19 protein-coding genes and 1 pseudogene are annotated in these 19,874 nt (G+C 71.8%); 10 read left to right on the top strand and 10 right to left on the bottom strand.

From position 1 onward, the window contains the following. Positions 1-160 precede the first annotated feature (160 nt). Together FBY23_RS00605 and FBY23_RS00610 are read left to right on the top strand one after the other, a co-directional pair. Complete coding sequence (locus tag FBY23_RS00605; protein WP_141796376.1) at positions 161-1,387, top strand: CdaR family transcriptional regulator; 1,227 nt, start codon at positions 161-163, stop codon at positions 1,385-1,387. A gap of 68 nt (positions 1,388-1,455) precedes the next feature. Continuing rightward, positions 1,456-2,661, top strand: coding sequence for a Fic family protein (locus FBY23_RS00610; protein ID WP_174245168.1), 1,206 nt, complete (start codon positions 1,456-1,458; stop codon positions 2,659-2,661). A 79-nt stretch (positions 2,662-2,740) separates the two neighbouring features. On the opposite strand, the gene FBY23_RS00615 is transcribed toward FBY23_RS00610, so the two are convergent. The 5 genes from FBY23_RS00615 to FBY23_RS00635 all read right to left on the bottom strand — a co-directional run bounded on the left by FBY23_RS00615 (position 2,741) and on the right by FBY23_RS00635 (position 8,512). After that, positions 2,741-2,935 (bottom strand): ferredoxin, encoded by a 195-nt coding sequence (locus FBY23_RS00615; RefSeq protein ID WP_174245248.1) that lies wholly within the window; start codon positions 2,933-2,935, stop codon positions 2,741-2,743. Then, a complete protein-coding gene (locus FBY23_RS26795; RefSeq protein WP_141796378.1) occupies positions 2,935-4,398 on the bottom strand; it encodes a fatty acid desaturase in 1,464 nt (487 codons plus the stop codon). Before FBY23_RS26795 ends, FBY23_RS00615 begins: the two co-directional genes overlap by 1 nt. Before the next feature lie 166 nt (positions 4,399-4,564). After that, positions 4,565-5,443 carry an oxygenase MpaB family protein gene (locus tag FBY23_RS00625; RefSeq protein WP_141796379.1) on the bottom strand — a complete coding sequence of 293 codons (879 nt, stop codon included), beginning with the start codon at positions 5,441-5,443 and terminating at the stop codon, positions 4,565-4,567. Positions 5,444-5,612: 169 nt separating this feature from the next. After that, complete coding sequence (locus FBY23_RS00630) at positions 5,613-5,963, bottom strand: hypothetical protein (RefSeq protein WP_141796380.1); 351 nt, start codon at positions 5,961-5,963, stop codon at positions 5,613-5,615. Positions 5,964-6,277: 314 nt separating this feature from the next. Further along, positions 6,278-8,512, bottom strand: a complete 2,235-nt coding sequence (locus FBY23_RS00635; protein WP_141796381.1) for a UvrD-helicase domain-containing protein — start codon at positions 8,510-8,512, stop codon at positions 6,278-6,280. A gap of 173 nt (positions 8,513-8,685) precedes the next feature. Between FBY23_RS00635 and FBY23_RS00640 the strand changes: the two genes are divergently transcribed. Beyond that, positions 8,686-9,309 carry a TetR/AcrR family transcriptional regulator gene (locus FBY23_RS00640; RefSeq protein WP_141796382.1) on the top strand — a complete coding sequence of 208 codons (624 nt, stop codon included), beginning with the start codon at positions 8,686-8,688 and terminating at the stop codon, positions 9,307-9,309. Here FBY23_RS00640 and FBY23_RS00645 read toward each other — a convergent pair. Then, positions 9,294-10,190 (bottom strand): TIGR03619 family F420-dependent LLM class oxidoreductase, encoded by an 897-nt coding sequence (locus tag FBY23_RS00645; RefSeq protein WP_222117681.1) that lies wholly within the window; start codon positions 10,188-10,190, stop codon positions 9,294-9,296. The genes FBY23_RS00640 and FBY23_RS00645 overlap by 16 nt on opposite strands. A gap of 158 nt (positions 10,191-10,348) precedes the next feature. Between FBY23_RS00645 and FBY23_RS00650 the strand changes: the two genes are divergently transcribed. Both FBY23_RS00650 and FBY23_RS00655 read left to right on the top strand, forming a co-directional pair. Then, positions 10,349-10,867 (top strand): SigE family RNA polymerase sigma factor, encoded by a 519-nt coding sequence (locus FBY23_RS00650; RefSeq protein WP_141796383.1) that lies wholly within the window; start codon positions 10,349-10,351, stop codon positions 10,865-10,867. After that, positions 10,860-11,486: a hypothetical protein gene (locus tag FBY23_RS00655; protein WP_141796384.1), complete on the top strand. Its 627-nt coding sequence runs from the start codon at positions 10,860-10,862 to the stop codon at positions 11,484-11,486. Before FBY23_RS00650 ends, FBY23_RS00655 begins: the two co-directional genes overlap by 8 nt. Here the strand turns inward: FBY23_RS00655 and FBY23_RS00660 are convergent. From FBY23_RS00660 to FBY23_RS00670, 4 genes and pseudogenes are all read right to left on the bottom strand, one after another. Further along, entirely contained in the window at positions 11,473-12,084 is a 612-nt protein-coding gene (locus FBY23_RS00660) for a hypothetical protein (RefSeq protein ID WP_141796385.1), read from the bottom strand. The genes FBY23_RS00655 and FBY23_RS00660 overlap by 14 nt on opposite strands. A 65-nt stretch (positions 12,085-12,149) precedes the next feature. Continuing rightward, entirely contained in the window at positions 12,150-12,911 is a 762-nt protein-coding gene (locus FBY23_RS00665; protein WP_174245169.1) for an enoyl-CoA hydratase-related protein, read from the bottom strand. 100 nt (positions 12,912-13,011) lie between these two features. Continuing rightward, the gene (locus FBY23_RS26885) at positions 13,012-13,359 is read right to left on the bottom strand and encodes a cation:proton antiporter regulatory subunit (protein WP_396954507.1); all 348 of its coding nucleotides are present in this window, start codon (positions 13,357-13,359) and stop codon (positions 13,012-13,014) included. Then, a pseudogene (locus FBY23_RS00670) lies at positions 13,342-14,202 on the bottom strand (RimK family alpha-L-glutamate ligase); the annotation flags it as partial. The gene FBY23_RS26885 and the pseudogene FBY23_RS00670, both read right to left, overlap by 18 nt. Positions 14,203-14,225: 23 nt before the next feature. On the opposite strand from FBY23_RS00670, the gene FBY23_RS00675 reads away from it, so the two are divergent. From FBY23_RS00675 to FBY23_RS00695, 5 genes are all read left to right on the top strand, one after another. Next, positions 14,226-14,732 (top strand): RimK/LysX family protein, encoded by a 507-nt coding sequence (locus tag FBY23_RS00675; protein ID WP_174245170.1) that lies wholly within the window; start codon positions 14,226-14,228, stop codon positions 14,730-14,732. After that, the gene (locus FBY23_RS00680; RefSeq protein WP_141796388.1) at positions 14,732-15,691 is read left to right on the top strand and encodes a succinylglutamate desuccinylase/aspartoacylase family protein; all 960 of its coding nucleotides are present in this window, start codon (positions 14,732-14,734) and stop codon (positions 15,689-15,691) included. The genes FBY23_RS00675 and FBY23_RS00680 overlap by 1 nt, the downstream gene beginning before the upstream one ends. 331 nt (positions 15,692-16,022) lie before the next feature. Beyond that, positions 16,023-16,616, top strand: coding sequence for an RNA polymerase sigma factor (locus FBY23_RS00685; protein ID WP_141796389.1), 594 nt, complete (start codon positions 16,023-16,025; stop codon positions 16,614-16,616). Between the two features lie 177 nt (positions 16,617-16,793). Next, the gene (locus FBY23_RS26550) at positions 16,794-18,200 is read left to right on the top strand and encodes a response regulator transcription factor (RefSeq protein ID WP_141796390.1); all 1,407 of its coding nucleotides are present in this window, start codon (positions 16,794-16,796) and stop codon (positions 18,198-18,200) included. A 48-nt stretch (positions 18,201-18,248) separates the two neighbouring features. After that, on the top strand, positions 18,249-19,751 hold the full coding sequence (locus tag FBY23_RS00695) for a molybdopterin-dependent oxidoreductase (protein WP_141796391.1): 1,503 nt from the start codon (positions 18,249-18,251) through the stop codon (positions 19,749-19,751). Positions 19,752-19,874 lie beyond the last annotated feature (123 nt).

Consider the following 19,874-nt stretch of genomic DNA (forward strand, 5'->3'; position numbering starts at 1 on the left):
GCTGCACCCCCATGAGAACGGCAAGCCCCTGTGCCGGGCCCGCCTGTGAGCGCCCAGTCCACCCGGTGACGGTGGTCACGCTCTCGTGGTCGCAGTCCAAAGAACCGGGACCGCGTTGTCACCGTGCACAAAGCCGGCCGTGCACCCCTAGGGTGAGCGGATGAGCAGCGAGTCCGTGCCGTCCGACCTCGCACCGTGGCTGCTGGCGTACGCCGCCGAGTCGGCCCAGCCCGACCAGGTGGAAGCCTGGGTCGACCGGGTGAAGGCGGCGATCGTGCGCGAGATGCCCGAGGTCGAGCTCGTCGACGGCCTGTCCGAGACACTGCGGCTGACGATCCGCGATCACTGGCTGGCGTTCCTCGGCGACTTCGCCCAGCCCGAGCAGCACTTCCACCTCCCCGAGGCGGCCCGCGTCCTGTCCGTCGACATCGCCGACCGGCAGCTGCCGCTGGAGTCGCTGATCCGGTTCTACCGGGTGGCCCAGCAGGAGGTGTGGGCCTATGTCAGCGAGCTGATCAGGGCACTCCCCCCGGCCGACTTCGACCGGGCCGACCTGCTCATGTACTTCTGGAACCGGGCCGGGGTCTGGCTCGACCAGTCGATCACCGAGTCCATCGCGGCCTACGAGGCCGCGCGCTCACGGGTGCTGGCCGGCGCGGCCGCCCAGCGCTTCGAGTCGGTGCGCTCGATCCTCGCCGGCGAGCTGAGCGACGCCCGCGAGGCGTCCGCCGCACTGGGGGGCTACCCGATCTCGGTGCACCACACCGCGGTCGTCCTGTCCGTCGGCGACGCCGAGCAGGCCGGCGCCCTCGAACCACTGGCCGCCGACCTCGCCCGCCGGATCGGCGCCGCCAACCCGCTCATCGTCAAGCCCGGCGGCCGCCAGCTGTGGATGTGGCTCGGCACCCGCGACCAGCCGGACCTCTCGGGACTCGTGGCTGCCGCAGCCGACCTGCGGACCGGGAGCGTCGTGGTGGGCGTCGGCTCCGCCACCCCCAACATCGCCGGCTTCGTCGCCTCCCACCGCGAGGCCCAGGGCACGCTGCGGGTCACCGCACCCGACTCCGACGACTGGCTGGCGGTGTACGCCGACGTCGAGCTGCCCGTGCTGCTCGGCTGCTCGCCGGAGGTCGACCGGTTCATGACCCGCCAACTCGGGCCGCTCGCCGGCGAGGAGGAGGGGGTGCAGCGGATCCGGGAGACACTGACGGCGTACCTCGACAGCGGCGGCAGCGCCGAGGAGGCCGCGCGGACGCTGGTGGTGCACCGCAACACGATCCGCTACCGGCTCGGCCAGGCCGAGGAGATGCTCGGCCGGCCGATCACCCGGATCAGCCCGCAGCTCTCCGTCGCGCTGCGGCACCACGCGCTGTTCCACCGCGGCTGACCGTCCGCATGTCACTCAACAGACATCTTCTTCGAACAATGTCACTCAAAGGCCAGTAGAGTGACATTGTGGACCTCAGTATGTTCGGGAAGGACGCCCCGGGAGCACTTGTCGCCATCAGCGGCAGCGATCCCGTTCTCGGGGCGTGGCAGCACCACGCGTTCGTACCGGACCCCTTGCCATCGACCATGCCGGACCTGAGCCCTCAGACGTATCTCGCGGTCGCCGACGCACGGGCCGCCTTGGCTGCCCTCGACAGCACCGCGCGGCAGCTTCCGAATCCCACATTGCTGCGCACTCCCACCCTGCGCTTGGAGGCGCAGAGCACATCGGCGCTGGAAGGCACCTACGCGCCTGTGGCTGAGGTCCTCACGGCGGACGAGGATGCCCCGACCACGCCCGAGCTGCTCGAGATCCTCAACTACGTCCGCACGGCCAATCACGGCTTCGACTGGGTCGCCGATGGCCGGCCGGTCTCGGCCGCCTTCATCAGCGATCTCCAGGGCCTACTCATGCGCGGCACGCCTTTGGCGGACGTCAGCGGTCGCCCCAGGGAGACGCAGGTCGTGATCGGCGTCCGGAAGGAGGCGGATCCGCGTGACTTCGTCGTGCGCGGAGCAAGGTTCGTGCCTGCCCCTCCCGGCCCCGATCTCGAGGCCGGTCTGTCTGATCTCGTGGAGTGGATGCGCAGCGACCACCGCGGGCAGATAGATCCGGTCGTCGCGGCGGCGATGTCGCATTACCAGTTCGAGACGCTCCACCCGTTCCGCGACGGCAACGGCCGGGTGGGTCGCCTGCTCGTCGTGCTGACCCTCCAGATGTGGGGTGTCCTCAGCGAGCCGACCCTGACCGTCTCACCATGGTTCGAAGCTCGTCGGAGCACCTACTACGACCGCCTCCTCGCCGTGAGCACCCACGGCGACTGGGATGGATTCGTGCGCTTCTTCGCCACCGGGCTCCAAGCGGCCGCTGATGCGACGCGCGACGGCATGATCGACCTTGTGAGGATCCAGGAGGAGCTCCGACGGGTCGTCCAGTCCTCGAACCTTCGAGCCGGCAGCGCCCAAGCCGTCGTGGATCTGGCGGTGGCCAATCCCAGCTTCACGGTCCGTACCGTGGAGGCCGAACTGGGCCTCTCCTACGGCCGCGCCAACAAGCTCGTGGCACAGCTCGTCGAGCTGGACGTCCTGGACGTCGTCGACCCCAGCGCCTACAAGCGACGGTTCTTCGCGCCGCGCGTTCTCCAGACGTTGACGGACCGGCGAAGTCGATGAGGAGCCACGCCTGCCATCGACAGCGCACCGAAGGCGCACCCGGCAGGTGGGCGCGCCTTCGGTGGTCTGACGGTGACGCTCAGCCCTCGAGGGTCAATGCCAGCACCGGGCAGGCCTGGACGGCGGCGTACACATGGGCCCGGTCGGACTCCGGCGGGTGGGCGTCGAGGACGGTGACCAGCTCCTCATCCTCGTCCACCTCGAAGTAGTCGTTGGCCATGGACTCGCACATCCCCAGGCCCTCGCACAACGCCTTGTCGGCCACGATGTGCATCACGCGCCGACCTTGCCGATGAGGTGGTGCCGCGGCTCGACGGCCTTGAAGTCGACCTTCTCGCGCACCCCGCAGTCGGGGCAGCACCAGTCGTCGGGGATGTCCTTCCACGCCGTACCGGCGGCGAAGCCCTCGAGCTCGTTGCCCTCCGCGACCTCGTAGGTGTACTCGCAGCCGGGGCACTGGGCGGCGAGCACCTCGCCCTCGAAGTCGTGGGCGCTGGTGTCGACCCGGACGGCGGCCTCGGCGGCGAGGAGCTCGGCGGGGACGGGGTACTTGCGCAGCAGCCTCTCGCGCTTGGCGGGGTGCAGGTTGGCCAGCCGCAGGTCACCGTCGTAGTGGGCGATGACGCGCTTGTCCATCAGGGCCCGGAAGGCCGGCGGGAACATCGCGACCACGATCATCCCGGTGTAGCCGGTCGGCAGCACCGGCGCGTCCTTGAAGTCGCGCAGGGTCTGGTAGCGGCGGGTCGGGTTCGCGTGGTGGTCGCTGTGGCGCTGCAGGTGGTAGAGCAGCACGTTGGTGGCGATGTTGTTGGAGTTCCACGAGTGCGCCGGCGTGACCCGCTCATAGCGCATCTTGCCCGGCGTACCGACCTTCTGGCGGACCATGCCGTAGTGCTCCATGTAGTTGACGACCTCGAGCAGCGAGAACCCGACGACGGCCTGCAGGAGGAGGTACGGCAGCAGGCTGAGCGGGTTGACGTCGTACGCGAGGCCGAGCCACAGCATCAGGCCACCCCACAGTGCCACGGTCATCAGCCAGGCGTTGAGCACGTCGTTGCCGAGGTGGAAGGGGTGCGTGCCCTTGCGCTGGTAGCGCTTGGCCTCGAGCTCCCACGAGCTCTTCAGCGAGCCGGAGACGGTGCGCGGCCAGAAGCGGTAGACGCTCTCACCCATCCGGGCGCTGGCCGGGTCCTCCGGCGTCGCGACGCGGACGTGGTGGCCGCGGTTGTGCTCGATGTAGAAGTGGCCGTAGAAGGTCTGCGCGAGGGCGATCTTGGACGCCCACCGCTCGAGCGACTCCCGCTTGTGGCCCAGCTCGTGGGCGGTGTTGATCGCGACGCCGCCGACCACGCCGACGGAGATCGCGAGGCCGACCTTGGCGAGGACGGACATGTCGGTGGTCGCGAGGTACCAGATCGAGGCGACGAAGCCGCCGTACTGCACCGGGAGGTAGAGGTAGGTCACCCAGCGGTAGAACCTGTCGTTCTCGAGGGCGTCGATCACGTCGTCCGGCGGGTTGGTGTTGTCGTAGCCGGCCACCAGGTCGATCAGCGGGATGATCCCGAAGAACACGACCGGCGTCAGCCAGAAGAAGAGCGCGTCGTCCGTCGCCTCGAACAGCGCGATCCCCACGATCGGGGTGAGCGGAACGACGAGTCCGAGGATCCACAGGTAGCGCTTCTTGTCGCGCCACGGGACGGTCGTGCCGTCAGCTCCTCGGGTTGCGTACCTGGCCATCGGATGCCTCCTTGGACGTGGCGACGACAACGCTGTCGTGGTCGCCGGATAGGTCTCAACGGTGGCAGCGCGGCGGGCCCTGGCTCTCGGGCGAGGTGTACAAGTCCGGGCGGGGGCGTTGGCCTGCTGCACAACGCACAGATCCGGGGCTCGATGGGGGCGCGGGTCAGGCCGACGCCGCGCGGGGCGCCATCGCCCAGCGGATGGTGCCGACGGCCGCTGCGCCCATCGCCCGGACCGCGGTGCGCTCGGCCAGCGGGAGCCAGGGCAGCCGGAGCGGGACGCGCGTCCAGCGGGGCATCAGCCCCACCGCCGCCGAGGCCAGCACGCCGTACGCCGGCCGAGCCAGCAGCGGCAGCGGGGGCCGCAGAAGCACGTAGCCGACGGCCTCGCGCGCCTCCGGCGTCCCGCGCAGCTCGGGTCGGAAGGACGCCAGGGTCTCCCCGAGCTCCACCACCGTGGTCGGTGGGTCGAGCACGCCGAGACGTCGCGCCACCGAGGCCGTCTGGGCGACGTAGGTGTCGTACCCGGCAGCGTCCAGCGGCTCGGCCCCGTAGACCCGGTGGGCAAGCAGGAAGCTGTCCACCTCCGCGACGTGCACCCACAGCAGCAGGTGGGGGTCGGAGGCGGCGTACGTCGTCCCGTCGGGCATCGTGCCGCTGACCCGGTCGTGGATCGCCCGCACGGCGTCGACCGTGCGCTGCGCATCGGCCGCCGTCCCGAACGTGGTGACCGCGAGGAACCGGCTGGTGCGCGCCAGCCGTCCCCACATGTCGCCGCGGTAGCCGGAGTGCTCCGACACGGCGCGCATCGCCGCGGGATGCAGGCTCTGCAGCAGCAACGCCCGGATCCCGCCGACGAACATCGCGGCGTCGCCGTGGACCCGCGCGATCGGGCTGTCGCCGTCGAACCACCGCGGACCGGGCGTGTGGTGGATCCGGTCGCGGTGGCGGGCACCATCAGGACCGGCGACCCGCAGGAAGAGCGCCTCCCCCAGCCGGCCGCGGACGTCCTCCACCGTCGGCAGGCGCCGGTCCGTCGTCATCCGTCCAGTGTGCCCGGGCGCGCAATTCCGTCCACCCGACTACCTGTCGACTCTCAGCGCGACACGCCGGGCCAGCAGGCGGTCTGCTGCTGAGAACCGCCGACCAGTCAGGTGGACAGCGTGTTACAGCGGGAGCGGCGGGCCGCGGCGGCGCGGACCCCGGCGGCGCTCACCGACGCGGCACCAGCAGTACGACGAGGACCGCCACCCCCGCAGCCGGTACGGCGACCAGCGCGGCCAGCACCCCCCAGAGGCTGTCCGGCATCAGCCACGTGAGGCCTCCGCAGAGCACGACCGGCGCCATCAGCCCGACCGCGACCCACGGCGAGCGGCCCAGGACCAGCCAGCCGTACGCCGCCGCCAGCGCCAGCAGCAGGCAGGCCCACCCGATCGATCGGGCACCGTGGCGAGCGGCGGCGACCGCCTCGCCGGTGTTCTCGAAGTGGATCTGCTCGCCGAGGCCGCGGCCCATCAGGACCAGCGCTGCGACGACCACGACTGCCAGGAGGATGCGACTCATCCCCCGATGGTCGGCCGCAGCCGCCAGCAGAGGCGTCCGTCGGCGTACTCACCGGGTCTGGCCCGTTCGGGTCACTCCCCTGGCAGTTGAGCCCTACTGCGGTTCGAGGCCCGCGATCTTCCGGTCCTCGCCGACACGCTTCATGGTGAACGGTGGGCCAGGCCGGGACCCGGGCGGGAAGTAACACGCCGTCCACCCGACTACCTGTCAGCTGTCAGCGCGACACGCCGGGCCAGCAGCCGGTTCGATGCTGAGAACCGGCGACCAGTCGCGTGGACAGCGTGTTACAGCGGACAGGCAGCAGCGGGCCGGACTCAGCCGACAGTGGTGAGCAGTTGCGTCGCCCGGGTGAGCACGACGTACAGGGTCGCTCGTCCGGTGAGCGACTCGTCCTCGATCTCCTGCGGCCGCACGACGACGATGCCGTCGAACTCGAGGCCCTTGGTGTCGAGGCCGGTCAGGACGACGACCCGGTCCTCACCCGAGGGCGTGACCGAGGAGTCGATGGCGGCGCGAGCGCCGGCGGCGTCGGCCGCCAGCTCGGGCCACGAGGCGAGCCAGGCGTTGACCTCGGACCGCCGCGCCACCGGTACGACGATGCCCACCGTCCCCGAGACCCGGCCGGCGACGTCGAGCACGGCGGCGCGGGTGGCGGCCTCGAGCTCAGCCACACCGGCGCCGACCGGCAGGTCGACGACCACCGGCTCCTCACCGGTGCGACGCACCGCGTCGGGCAGGTCGGCGTCGAGGCCGACGCGCGAGGCGTAGGCCGCGGCGTACGCGTAGATCTCGGCCGAGTTGCGGTAGTTGGTGGACAGGTGGAAGGAGTGCACCTGCTTGCGCTCCAGCGCCGCGGCGCGCGCGGCGTCCGACTCGGCGGGCACCGGCCAGGACGACTGGGCGGGGTCGCCGACGATGGTCCAGGAGGCGGCACGGCCGCGGCGCCCGACCATCCGCCACTGCATGGGCGTGAGGTCCTGGGCCTCGTCGACCAGGACGTGGGCGTACCCGTCGTCCTCGATGCTCGAGATCGGCGGGCGCCAGGCGCGGCCCGACGGCGCGAACTCGCGGTCGGAGGCGGTCATCAGCTCCTGGATGTCGACCGCGCCCTCGATCAGCGCCATCGGGTCGTCGCGCTCGTCGTCGGCCTTCTGCGGTACGTCGCCGAGGGCGTAGCGCAGCTCGTCGAGCAGCGGCACGTCCTCGATCGAGATCTGCGGGCTGATCGGCCGCGACGGGTCGAGGCCGGCCCAGGTCTTGGACAGCAGCCGCTGCTCCTCGGCGGAGAGCAGGCCCTCGCTGACGCGGGCCAGGAACTCCGGCTCGCGCAGCCAGCACAGCACCGTCGGCGCGTCGAGCGGCGGCCACCAGCCGAGGGCGAAGTCGAGGAAGTCGTCACGCGAGAGCATCTCGTCGTTGAACTTCTCCCGGCCCTGCTCACGGCCGCGCTCGCCACGGACCTGGCGCCACAGCGCGTCGAGGAGCGCGTGGGAGACGCGCGGGAGCTGCTTGTTGCGCAGTCCCTGCGACATCAGCTGCCGGCGTACCTGACCGAGCTTGCCGCGGTCGAGGACAAGGCGGTCGTCGCGCCAGAAGACGCGGTACTCGCGCGGGCTGCCGGGCGCCTGCTGGCGCGCCGTACGACGCATCAGCTCCGCCATCCGTGCCGAGCCCTTGATGTCGGCGACCGCCGGCTCGTCGTGGCGGGTCGCGCGGACCTCGTCGACGACCTCGCCGAGGCTGCGCAGCGCGACCGCGGTCTCGCCGAGCGAGGGCAGCACCCGCTCGATGTAGCGCATGAACACGCCGGACGGGCCGACGACGAGCACGCCGCCGCGCTCGTAGCGCTGGCGGTCGGTGTAGAGGAGGTACGCCGCCCGGTGCAGTGCGACGACCGTCTTGCCCGTGCCGGGTCCACCGGAGATCGACACGACGCCGCGCGAGGGGGCCCGGATCGCCTTGTCCTGCTCGGCCTGGATGGTCGCGACGATCGAGTGCATCGAGCGGTCGCGGGCACGGGAGAGCTGCGCCATCAGCGCGCCCTCGCCGATGATCGGCAGCTCCCGCCCGGCGGCCTCGGCCGCCTCCAGCCCGGAGGCGTCGAGGAGCTCGTCCTCGACTCCCACGACCGAGCGGCCGGCACTGCGCAGCACCCGGCGCCGCAGGACGCCGTGGGGGTCCGCAGCCGTCGCCTGGTAGAACACGGCGGCGGCCGGCGCACGCCAGTCGATCAGCAGCGACTCGTGGTCGTCGTCGCGCAGGCCGATCCGGCCGACGTACCGCGGCGCGGCGTCGACCGCCGCGTCGAGGTCGAGCCGCCCGAAGACGAGACCCTCGTGGGCAGCGTCGAGCTGCGCGATCCGCTTCGCGGCCTGGAAGACCATCGCGTCGCGCTCCACCAGGCCGCCCTCGTGACCGAGGCGGCCGCGGGAGTGACCTTCCTTCGCCAGCTGCTGGGCGGCCTTCCCCGCCTGCTCCAGCTGCCGGTAGACCCGGTCGACGAAGGCCTGTTCTCCAGCGACCTCGCGCTCCACCAGCTCATCTGCCACCGACGTGACCCCTACCGTCCGCACTCGTTCCTGAAGAGCCGCCCGAAAGCGGCAAGCCACCAACTCTACAGGCGTGGGCAGGCAACTATCGGACGGGACAGCGAACTCCCACCAAAGGCAGTACCGTGGTAGGTGAACGGCCCGAAGCATCGCGTGTCCAAGGGGGGAACACGATGAGCATGACGTCCGGGGCAACGATGTCCCGCAAACCAAACCGCCGCGGCGTGGCCGCGCGCGAGAAGCTGTTGTCCACGGCGGTCGAGATGCTCGGGACCGGCCGCCCGGAGACGGTGTCGATCAACATGGTCGCGAAGGAGGCCGGGCTCAGCTGGGGCTCGGTGCAGAACCTCTTCGGTGACTCCGACGGGTTCTGGTCCGCCGTCGCGGACCAGGTCGCCGAGGTCGGCCCCGACCTGTGGGGCACACCGAAGAGCACGACCCTGGCCGGCCGCGTGGCCGAGGTCGCCGAGCTCTACAGCTCGGTCCTCGAGTCGCCGTACGCCGTCACCGTCGAGACCATGCGCTGGGCTCTGCCGCGACCACTCGAGCTGCTCGCGGAGACCCATCCGCGCACGGCCGCGTCGATCCGGCACCTCGACGAGCTCTCGACACTGGCGTTCCTCCGCTTCTTCGACGGGGTCGAGGGCCTCGACGAGGAGCGGCGCGCCGCCATGTCCGAGCTGCTGCCGGCGATGCTGCGCAGCCTGCGCAACGAGCGACTGCTCGGCACCCACATCGACATCGACCGTGCCCACCGCACGATCGTGTCGCTGCTGACCGCCTACCTGGAGGGCTGAGCGCCCACCAGGGCCCGGGTCGGCGCGATCACCTCCGCGCCGAACCGGGCGATGCCGTCGAGGCGCTGCTCCAAGGTGGCGTCCGGCGGGTAGTAGTACATCCACGGCATCGTCATGCACATCGTCACGCCGCCGCGGGCGGCGCGGGCGAAGTCCTCGGGCGCGAAGGCGTCCGTGAGTGCCGGTACGACGGCGAACGGCGCATCGGGATCCTTGCCCTCCTCGCGCCGCAGCGCCTGCAGCCGCTCGACGATCGCGATCGCCTCGTCGACCGTGGCCATGTCGCCGATCCAGCCGTCGTTGCGCGCCGCCCGGCGGAACGCGACGTCGGACAGCCCGCCCACCCAGACCGGGATCGGGCCGGGCGGCTCGGGCAGCATGGCCAGGCGCTCGCAGCTGTAGAACTCGCCGGCGAACTCGGTCCAGCCGGGCCGCCACAGCTCGCGCATCAGGTCCAGGCCCTCGTCGGTACGACGCCCGCGGGTCGCGAAGTCCTCCTCGAGCAGCTCGAACTCCTCGCGGCACCAGCCGACCCCGACGCCGAGGGCGACCCGGCCACCGGACAGGGCGGCCGCCGTACCCACCGCCTTGGCGACCACGAACGGGTTGCGCATCGCCGCGACGTAGATCGAGGTGAAGAACCGCAGCTCGGTGGTGACCTGGGAGAGCGCGCCGATGGTCACCCACGGGTCCGGCCAGTCGACGTCGGGCTTCCAGCGCCGGCCGCCGTCGCGGGTGTAGGGGTACGGCGTCGCGATCGTCTCCAGGTCGACGACGTGGTCGGCGAGGCTGAGCGCGGCGAAGCCGGCCTCCTCGGCGGCGCGCGCCAGCGGCACGAGCTGGTCGATCGGGTGGTAGGCGGTGACCATCGCGAAGTCCACGCGAGCACCCTAGGCGACAGGTAGAACATGTTCTAGAGAAGCGACACGCCGGAGTCCTCACCGAATCGGGCGGCTGATGCAACCCTCGGAGCCACGAACGGCCTTGGGGTAGTCGTGAACAAGTGGTCTCGGGAGTCACGGGAGGGGGTGAGCAGCGCGTGGACGCCGAGTTCGCCGCCTTCGTGGCGGCGAAGCAGCACGGCCTCCTGCGCTACGGCATGCTCCTGACCGGAGGCGACCCCCACACCGCCGCCGACCTCACCCAGGAGACTTTCCTGCGGCTCGGCCGGCGCTGGCGACACGTCCGCGACGTCGAGCACCAGGACGCCTACGCCCGGCGCACCATGACCCGCCTGTGGTGGACCCGCAGCAAGCGCGACCGGCGCGAGCAGCTGCGGGCCGAGCCCGAGGAGCGAGCGGCGACCACCGCGGGCCCGGACTGGGAGTCCGACGTGTGGGCCGCCCTCCAGCAGCTCCCGCCGCGACAGCGGGCCGTCCTCGTGCTGCGCTACTACGAGGACTGCTCCGAGAAGGAGATCGCCGAGGTCCTCGCCTGCCGTCCCGGCACGGTCAAGAGCCAGGCCAGCCGCGGGATGGCGAGCCTGCGCCGGCTGATGGGCGTGGAGCTCCCCGACCAGCTGCCCGACGACGTCGTGGGGAGGCCGGGCGATGAGTGACCTCGAGCGTCAGCTGCGCGCCTTCGTCCGCGACGGCGAGGTCCCGGTGCCCCACGTCCCCGACCTCCTCGAGCGGGTCGCGGCCGGCCAGCGCCGGCACCGTCAGCGCCGGGTGGCCGTGGTGGCGGCCACCGCGTGCGTGGTGACCGGGCTCGGCGTGGCGGGTGTCGTGCTCCGAGGCGGGGACGACCACGCCCCCGGCCCGGCCGCCTCCCCGGCGTGCGACACGGTGACCATCGGCCCGACCGGCGTCAACCCCGACGAGGTCGTGCTCGTGCTCGACGGACCCGCGGCTCGCCCGTGCCCTGTCGGACCCGGCGTGCGGATCACCGTCGGCAGCGACGCAGCGGCGACCAGCACCACCGTCCCCGCCACGTTCACACCGCTCTCGCTCGGCGTCGGACAGCGCGCCATGGTGACCGCGTCGTGGAGCAACTGGTGCGGTGGGGCGAACCCGGTCGCGCGGATCGACTTCCCCGACGGGTCGAGGGCCGAGGCGCGGCTCGGGGACGGCCTCCCGGCGTGCACCGACCCGACCTCACCGTCCGTCCTGGAGTTCCGCCGCGCGCAGCTCGTCGACGTCCCCACCGGCGAGTCCGCCCCGCCTACCGCATCCTGACCGAGTTGGCCGCGCCGTCGAGCGCACCGAAGTAGCCCGAGCTCGAGACGTACCCGTAGGCCGCGCCGGCGTACCAGGCGTGGTTCCAGACCTTGAAGTCGCAGCGCGCGTAGCCGATGCCCGAGCGGATCCGGTTGCGCCACTCGGGGGTCAGGGTGGGCCAGGCCCACTCGACGCCCAGGTCGTCGTCGCAGCCGCTGGGCGCCTCCATGACGAGCGCGGCGCCGGTGCCGTTGAGGCCGTCGTAGAAGACCGCGGTCACGACCGACGCGAGGGGTACGCCGGCCCCGCGGAGCCCCGCTGTCTCGCCGGGGCCGGCCAGTCCGGACTCGATCGCCGCCACCGTGGCGGGCGCCGCGAGGTCGGCAGTCGTGAACCCGTCGGCCGGCTCCCCCGTCACCGCCTCCAGCAGCGCGTCGGCGCTCGGGTAGCACCGCACCTGGCCGGTCGTCGCCCGCATCAGGCAGGCCTCGTCGCTCGCCGCGGCCGACGGCGCCGCGTGGGCCGTCGTACCTCCCGACAGGACCGTCACCATCATCACCATCGTCGCCGCCGCGGCCACTCCCATCGCCGCGAGCCTGCTCGTCCTCGTGTCCACCGCTCCACCTCCACCGAGGCCCATGCTCCGGATCGGTCCACCGCAAACGCCTTCGCGCAGGCTGATCAGCCCTTCTTGCGGGTCAGGAACGCGGTCATCGCCTCGCGGGCCTCGTCGGAGCCGAACAGCCGGGCGCTGAGCTCGACCAGCTCCTCGCCCTTCGCGTCGATCCGCTCGAGCAGGTCGGCGGCGAGCAGCCTCTTGGTCTCGCGCAGGCCCTGGGCAGCGCCGGTGGCGAGCTTGCCGACCATGTCGTCGACGGTCGCGCGCAGGTCGCCGGCGGGGACGGCGACGGTCGCCAGCCCGTACGACGCCGCCTCGGCGCCCGTGAACACCTCGCCGCCGAGCGCGGTCCAGGCCAGCCCGCGCGGGGTGAGCCGCGGGAAGACGGTGAGCGAGATGACCGCGGGGGTCAGCCCGAGCTTGACCTCGGTCAGCGCGAAGGTGGCGTCGTCGGCGACGACGACGACGTCGGAGGCGGCCACGATGCCGATGCCGCCGGCCCGGGCGGCGCCTTCGACGACCGTCACGACCGGCTTGGCCGAGGCGACGATCTGGCGCTGCAGCGCCACGATCGCCCGGGCGCCCTCCTGCATCGGGACCGTCGAGGCCTCCGACAGGTCCGCACCCGAGCAGAACACCCGGCCCGACGAGGCCAGCACGATCACGCGGACGTCGTCCGCGGCGTCCGCGGTCGCCAGATGGCCGACCAGCTCGGTGACCAGCTGCCGCGAGAGCGCGTTGCGGTTGTGGGGCGAGTCGAGGGTGATCGTCGCGATGCCGTCAGCGACGTCGAGGTGGACCAGCTCGGCGGGTGCGTCAGTCATGCGGGCCATCCTGCCGCGTCCCGCCGCGTATCTGACGAATGGGCTGTGAAACCGGCGAGATCACAGCCCATTCGTCAGATACGCGCCCCGGACCCGACCCCTACGACTCGTGGATCGGCGTCTTCGGGAGCTTCTTGACCCGCGCGCGGCGCTTGGGGCGCGCGGGGATCATCGAGCGCATCTCCTCCAGCTTGCCGAAGCACAGCAGCCGGTCCTCGGCCTCTAGCACGTGGTGCGGGAACGGGTTGGGGATGACCAGGGTGCCGCGGTGCAGGGTCAGCACGGTGATGTCGCGGTCGCGCAGCCCGGAGTCACCGATCGACTTGCCGACGAGGTCGGCGTCGCCGTGGACGACGAGCTCGGCGACGCCGTACCCGGTCGAGACGGACAGCCGCTCGCGGACGTCGATCTGGGGGAAGGCGACCTGGTTGTCGATGTAGTCGATGATCGCGCCGGCGACGTCGAGCTTGGTGGCGGTCTCGATGCCCTCCAGGCCCGGGGAGGAGTTGACCTCCATGACGAGCGGTCCGGACTTGGCTTCGAGCATGTCCACACCGGCGACCTTGAGGCCCATGATCTGCGCGGCACGCACGGCGACCTGCTCGTACGCCGGGTCGAGCTCGACCCGCTCGACGCTGCCGCCGCGGTGCACGTTGGAGCGGAACTCGTCGCCCTGCGCGACCCGGCGCATCGCCGCGACCACCCGGTCGCCGACGACGAGCGCGCGCACGTCGCGACCCTTCGACTCCTTGACGAAGCGCTGGATGAGGACCTGCTGCTTGGTGCTCTGCAGGGTCTCGATGATCGCCTCGGCGACCTTGATGCTGGGCGCGAGGATGACGCCGATGCCCTGGGTGCCCTCGAGGAGCTTGATCACGACCGGGGCGCCGCCGACCCGCTCGATCGCGGGGATCACGTCGGCGCGGTCGCGGACGAAGGTCGTCGCGGGCATCCCGATGTTGTGGCGCGACAGGATCTGGGTGGCGCGCAGCTTGTCGCGTGAGTTGGCGATCCCGTTGGCGGTGTTGGGCGTGTAGACGTCCATCTGCTCGAACTGGCGCACGACGGCGGTGCCGAAGTACGTGATCGAGTTGCCGATCCGTGGCAGCACCGCGTCGTAGTCCGAGAGCTGCTTGCCGCGGAACTGCAGGTCGGGATCGTCGCCGGAGAGGTCGATGGAGAACCGGAGCGTGTTGAGCACCTTCACCTGGTGCCCCCGGTCGAGGGCGGCGGTGCGCAACCGCTGGGTGCTGTAGGAGCGCGGGGCGCGGGAGAGGATCGCGAGCTTCATACCCGACCTGATTGGATTGGCTTGTGGACGCTGCCCATTCAACCAGCCCTCCGGTGGTCGCCGGGTGGCGCGAGTGGGTGCGTCTTCCGGGGCTCGGCCCGTCCGGCATCGGCCCGGTGAAGGCCAAGCTCGACACCGGCGCCCGTACGTCGGCGCTGCACGCCTTCGACCTCCACGAGTTCGAGCGCGACGGCCTCGCGTGGGTCCGGTTCTCCATCCACCCGTGGCAGCGCTCGGCCGAGGACGCGGTGTACGTCGAGTGCCCCGTCCACGACCGTCGTACGATCCGCAGCTCGACGGGCCACACGCAGGAACGCTTCGTGGTCCTCACCGAGCTCGAGCTCCTCGGGCACACGATCACCACCGAGGTGACGCTGACCAGGCGCGACGAGATGGGCTTCCGGATGCTGGTCGGCCGCGAGGCGCTGCGGCAGGGCTTCCTCGTCGACTCCGGCCGCTCGTACGTCGGCGGGCGGCCGCCGCGCAAGGTACGACGCAAGAACCGCGGACGCACCGGGGCCACCTCCTGATGGCGCTTCGTGAGTCGTTCGCGATCGGCAACGTGCGGGTGCGGGCCGGCTCGGCCAAGGAGGTCGAGCTCCCGATCACCCGGCTGGTGACCGGTGGCGACATCAGCCTCCCGGTCCGCGTGGTCCACGGCCGCGAGCCCGGGCCCACGGTCTGGGTCAACGCCGCGATCCACGGCGACGAGGTGATGGGTGTCGAGGTGGTGCAGCAGATCGTGGCGAGCCTGTCGCCCAAGACGCTGCGCGGCACGCTGGTCGCCGTACCCGTCGTCAACGTCTTCGGGTTCATGACCGGCGACCGCTACCTGCCGGACCGTCGTGACCTCAACCGCTCGTTCCCCGGCTCGGCCCGCGGCTCGTTGGCCAGCCGGATCGCGCACCTGTTCATGACCGAGGTCGTCGGCAAGTGCGACGTCGGCATCGACCTGCACACCGCCGCCGACCGGCGCAGCAACCTGCCCCAGATCCGCGCCGACCTCGACGACCCGCGCACCCGCGAGCTCGCCGAGACGTTCGGGGCGCCGGTGATGCTGCACGCGCGACTGCGCGACGGCTCGCTGCGCCAGGCCGCCCGCGACCGCGGCGCCCGGGTGCTGCTCTACGAGGCCGGCGAGGCGATGCGCTTCCAGGCCGAGCCGATCGCCGTCGGTGTCGCTGGCGTACGGCGCGTGCTCGCCTCCCTCGACATGATCGAGCCCGATCCCGCGTGGGCCGACCACCCCGCACCGGCGGAGTCCCGCTCCAGCGCCTGGGTCCGGGCCCGCGGCACCGGGATCCTGCACCTCGAGGTCAGGCTCGGCGACCGGGTCGAGTCGGGGCAGCGCCTCGGCGGCCTGTCCGACACCTTCGGCCGTCGGGTCCGGCTGGTCCACGCCGACCGCGACGGCATCGTGATCGGGCTGACCCGTGCGCCGATCGTCAACGCGGGCGACGCGCTCGTGCACATCGCGACGCCTGTGTGACCTATCCCACGCCGCGTCACATCGGGACGTCTCGGCGCTCTGAGAGGGCATGGCAACGCCGCGCAGTCATCGTCCCACCGTCCTGGCGCCGTGGCGCCAACGCCTCCTGGGTCTGGCGCTGATCGCCGTCGCCCTCGCAGCACCGGTCGCCGTCGGGGCGGTGGATCCGACCTGGCTGCGGACAGCGACACCCCATCCCCGCTCTGCCCCTGAGACGCCTCTCTCCTCCCTCCCGCTCCTGCCCTGACGTCCTACCTCGCCGTCGAAGGTCATCCCTCGTCCCCTGCCTCGGTGGGATGATCACGCTCCCACGCCGGGCGATCCTCGGCTGGTGCTTCACCGCGAACAGGACCCCCACCCCACGACTGCAGGCGCAATGCCGGACGCGGGCGACCGCCAGGCCTCCGACGAGGAGCTCCTGCGCCGATTCCGTGCCGGCGACGACGCCGCCTTCGAAGCCCTCTACCGTCGTCACCTGCCGACCGCGACCGCCATTGCGGCCACGACGGGCTGCCACCGAACGCGCGGCGAGGACGCGGCCGCGGAGGCGTTCGCCAAGATCTTCCGAGCAATGCGTCGCGGACACGGGCCCACCGAGAACTTCTGCGGTTACCTGGCGACCGCAGTGCGAAGGCTGTGCTACGAAACCATGCGACACGACGCACGGCACCTTCTCGTCGACGACTGGGCGGTCCTGGAACCGGTGGAGGTGGAGGCCCCTCCGCCGTTGACAGAGAGCCACGTGGGCGCGGCTCTGGCCGCCCTTCCGGCGCCTTGGCGTGAGCTGCTGTGGTGGATCGAGGTCGACGGTCACCCGACCGCCGCGATCGCGGCCGCGCAGGGACGCACGCCCGGTGCGGTCTCGGCCGCCGCCTCCCGGGCTCGGCGACGGCTACGCAACTCGCTCTCGTCGCCTGCCGCCTGAAACCCGTGGCGCCACGCTCGGCGTCGTACGCTCGCCCTGAGGCCAGGGAGTCGGTGCGTCACGCACCGAGCAGGGAGCGCCCGGGGGGGGCTGATGGACGACTTTGTCGATGGTTGGGAGAGGTTCGCCGGCCTGTGTGGTGACCTCAGCGGGCTCGTGCCCGGGTGGACTCCGTGGGTGGGCGCAGACACAGCGCCCGATCCGTCTCCGGAACCAGGGTCGGCGGCGCACCAGGAGCGCGCCGCCGACATCGTGATCCTCCGCCTCTGGACGGCGCTCGTCGAGCATCGTGTCGACGACGATGCCCTCGATCAGGCCGACGCCCTCGTGGGGGTCAGCGCTGCGCTGGATCCGGGGCGCCGGGCGCTGCTCCATCTCAACCTCGCAGCGACGTTGCAGGAGCACCTCGCCTCCGTCGATCTCGCAGCGATGAACCGCATCGAGCGCCACCTGGCCGCCGCACGCGACCTGGGCCAGCTGGTCGGGCTGGCCAGGGTGGCCGCGGCGGCGTTGTCACGGCTGGCGCTGATGGCCATGCTGCGCGGACAGGTGCCCAGCGCGCTCCACCACGCCGCGACTCTGCGGCACCTGTCGCGCGACGCGGCTGACGAGCTCGGAGGATCGTGGGAGCAACGCATCCGTCCCGTCGAGCAGTGGGCCCGCCACTGCACCAACGTCGCGATGGACGCAGCGCTGATCGACGATCTTGTGACCGCGGGCGACACCGGTCGCCGCAGCGCCATGGTCTGCGCGGTCACGACGGCGGTCCAGGCCTTGGCAGCCATCGACGCCGGCGAGGTGGAGCGGACCCGGCAGCTCCTTGACCGCGTACTCGATGACCCATTCGTCCGCACCGCCGGTCCGTGGCTGACGATGCTTGTCCTGCTCGACGGGTATCTGGCGATCAGCAGCCGCGACGAGCGGCGGCTGCAGGCCGCCGTCGAGGACCTGCGCAGGATGGACGCCGAGGCCGAGGCCCGGCTGCTGGAGGCCACGGAGCTCGTCCAGGACCGGGAGTACCCGAGGGCTCTGGAACGGTTGGGTCCCGTCACCGCCGCACAGATCCCATCGATCACGCTCACCTATCCCTCGACCTGCGTGCTGCAGGCTGTCGTCCACCACCGGCTCGGCGACCCCGACGCCGCACATCGACTGATCGCCCAGGCGCTGGCCGACACCCAGCGCACCGGCGTACTGCGGCCGTTCACGATCCACGACCCGGCCGTTATCCGGGAGCTCCTCTCGCACCTGGTCACCGACAATCCGGCCACCGAGGCGTGGCGGGCTGAGGTCGTCGCCGCGGTCGACCGTGCGATGAGGAGTCCGGCGAACCGGACCACATCGATCCGACTCCCCCTCGAGCAGACGGCGGTGGCCGTGGAGGCCTCCCCACTGACGACCCGCGAGAGCGAGGTACTCACCCTGCTCGCGCAGGGCGCCGACCAGAACGACCTGGCCGCCAAGCTCTTCGTGTCGGTCACCACCGTGAAGACCCACCTGCGATCGATCCGCCGCAAGCTCGACGTCGAACGAAGCCGGGACGCGGTTCGCATCGCCCAGAGCGCGGGGTGGATCGAGGAGTAGTCCGCGCACCGCGGCATCCGACTCGGGGTGGTGCTCCGAATACCGGGCATGACGACTCGCCTGCAATGGGCCTCCTACGGCGTCCTGTCCACCCTCGTCGGGATAGGGCTTGCCCACCTGGCAGCCGCGCTCAGCGACGCGGCCACCTCGCCCGTGCTCGCCGTCGGCTCGGCTGTCATCGATCGGACCCCCACCCCGATGAAGGAGTGGGCGATCCGCAACTTCGGGAGCGCAGACAAGGCGATCCTGGTCGGCTCGGTGCTGGCGGGGGTGCTGGTGCTCGCGGCGGTGGCCGGGCTCCTGGCCCGGCGCCGGTTCGCCGTCGGCGCCGGTCTGTTGGTGGCGCTGGTCGCCGTCGCCGGGGGCGCCGTGCTCACGCGGCCGGAGGTGGAGCCGCTCGACCTGCTGCCCTCGGTGGTCGCGGCCGTGGCGGCCGTGGCCGCACTGCGGCTCCTGGCCGGCACCCACCAGCAGGCGACTGCTGCCGAGGGCAGCCGTCGTACCGTCCTGCTGACCGTCACCGCCCTCGCCGCGCTGGCGGCCGTGGGCGGGGTCGCCGGACGCCTCGTGTCCGGCCTGCGCGCCCGCCCCGAGGACGTCACCCTCCCCACGCCGACCGACCCCGCGCCGCCGCTGCCCCGCGGGCTCGACGACCAGGTCCGCGGGATCACCCCGTTCCGCACGCCCACCGGCGACTTCTACCGGGTCGACACGCGGCTCGACGTGCCCGTGATCAGCGCCGACGACTGGTCCCTCACCATCGACGGCGACGTGGACCGCAAGGTCACGCTGAGCTTCGACGACCTGCTCGCCATGCCGATGGTCGAGCGCGACATCACGCTGACCTGCGTCTCCAACAGTGTCGGCGGTCCCTACGTCGGCGCCGCCCGCTGGCTCGGCGTACGACTCACCGACGTGCTCGACCTCGCCGGGATCGGGAGCACGAAGGCCGACCAGATCCTCTCGACCGACTTCGCCGGGATGACGATCAGCACGCCGCTCGCGCTCGCCACCGACGGCCGCGACGCCCTGGTCGCGGTGGGCATGAACGGCAGGGCACTGCCGCGCGAGCACGGGTTCCCCGTGCGGCTGGTGATCCCGGGCCTGTACGGGTTCATCAGCGCCACCAAGTGGCTGCGCCGCCTCACCCTGACGACGTACGACGACCGGCAGGCCTACTGGACCGAGCGCGGTTGGGCGACCGACGCGCCGATCAAGATCAGCGCCCGGATCGACACGCCGAAGGCGCTGGCCGAGCTCGACGCCGGCGACGTCGTGGTCGGCGGCGTCGCGTGGGCCCAGGAGCGCGGCGGGATCGCCGGGGTCCAGGTCCGCATCGACGGCGGACGGTGGGTCGACGCGCAGCTCGGCCCGGACGGCGGCGACGACTACTGGCGCCAGTGGTTCCACCGCTGGCCCGCCGAGCCGGGCTCGCACCGGATCGCGGTCCGCGCGGTCGCCGGCAACGGCGAGCCGCAGACCGCCGCCCGCGCGGAGCCGTTCCCCAACGGCGCCAGCGGGCTGCACGAGCTGCTCGTCCGGGTGTCCTGACCTCCCCCGATCCGTTCGATCGAACGGTCCGGGGGACTTCGCGGCCGAAAAACCCCTCAAACCGTTCGATCGAACGCAATCCGCGACCGCCACGGCTCCGAATCACCTGCACAAGGCACCACC

Origin of the sequence: Nocardioides sp. SLBN-35 (assembly GCF_006715725.1) — a bacterium.
In the GTDB taxonomy this organism is placed as follows: Bacteria; Actinomycetota; Actinomycetes; order Propionibacteriales; family Nocardioidaceae; genus Nocardioides.

Excerpts from the sequence above, each read along its gene's own strand:
- FBY23_RS00625 (WP_141796379.1), bottom strand. The coding sequence starts at position 5,443 with ATGACGACGGACCGGCGCCTGCCGACGGTGGAGGACGTCCGCGGCCGG.
- FBY23_RS00605 (WP_141796376.1), top strand. The coding sequence starts at position 161 with ATGAGCAGCGAGTCCGTGCCGTCCGACCTCGCACCGTGGCTGCTGGCG.
- FBY23_RS26795 (WP_141796378.1), bottom strand. The coding sequence starts at position 4,398 with ATGGCCAGGTACGCAACCCGAGGAGCTGACGGCACGACCGTCCCGTGG.
- FBY23_RS00615 (WP_174245248.1), bottom strand. The coding sequence starts at position 2,935 with ATGCACATCGTGGCCGACAAGGCGTTGTGCGAGGGCCTGGGGATGTGC.
- FBY23_RS00680 (WP_141796388.1), top strand. The coding sequence starts at position 14,732 with ATGGCGCTTCGTGAGTCGTTCGCGATCGGCAACGTGCGGGTGCGGGCC.
- FBY23_RS00655 (WP_141796384.1), top strand. The coding sequence starts at position 10,860 with ATGAGTGACCTCGAGCGTCAGCTGCGCGCCTTCGTCCGCGACGGCGAG.
- FBY23_RS00695 (WP_141796391.1), top strand. The coding sequence starts at position 18,249 with ATGACGACTCGCCTGCAATGGGCCTCCTACGGCGTCCTGTCCACCCTC.
- FBY23_RS00630 (WP_141796380.1), bottom strand. The coding sequence starts at position 5,963 with ATGAGTCGCATCCTCCTGGCAGTCGTGGTCGTCGCAGCGCTGGTCCTG.
- FBY23_RS00640 (WP_141796382.1), top strand. The coding sequence starts at position 8,686 with ATGAGCATGACGTCCGGGGCAACGATGTCCCGCAAACCAAACCGCCGC.
- FBY23_RS00665 (WP_174245169.1), bottom strand. The coding sequence starts at position 12,911 with ATGACTGACGCACCCGCCGAGCTGGTCCACCTCGACGTCGCTGACGGC.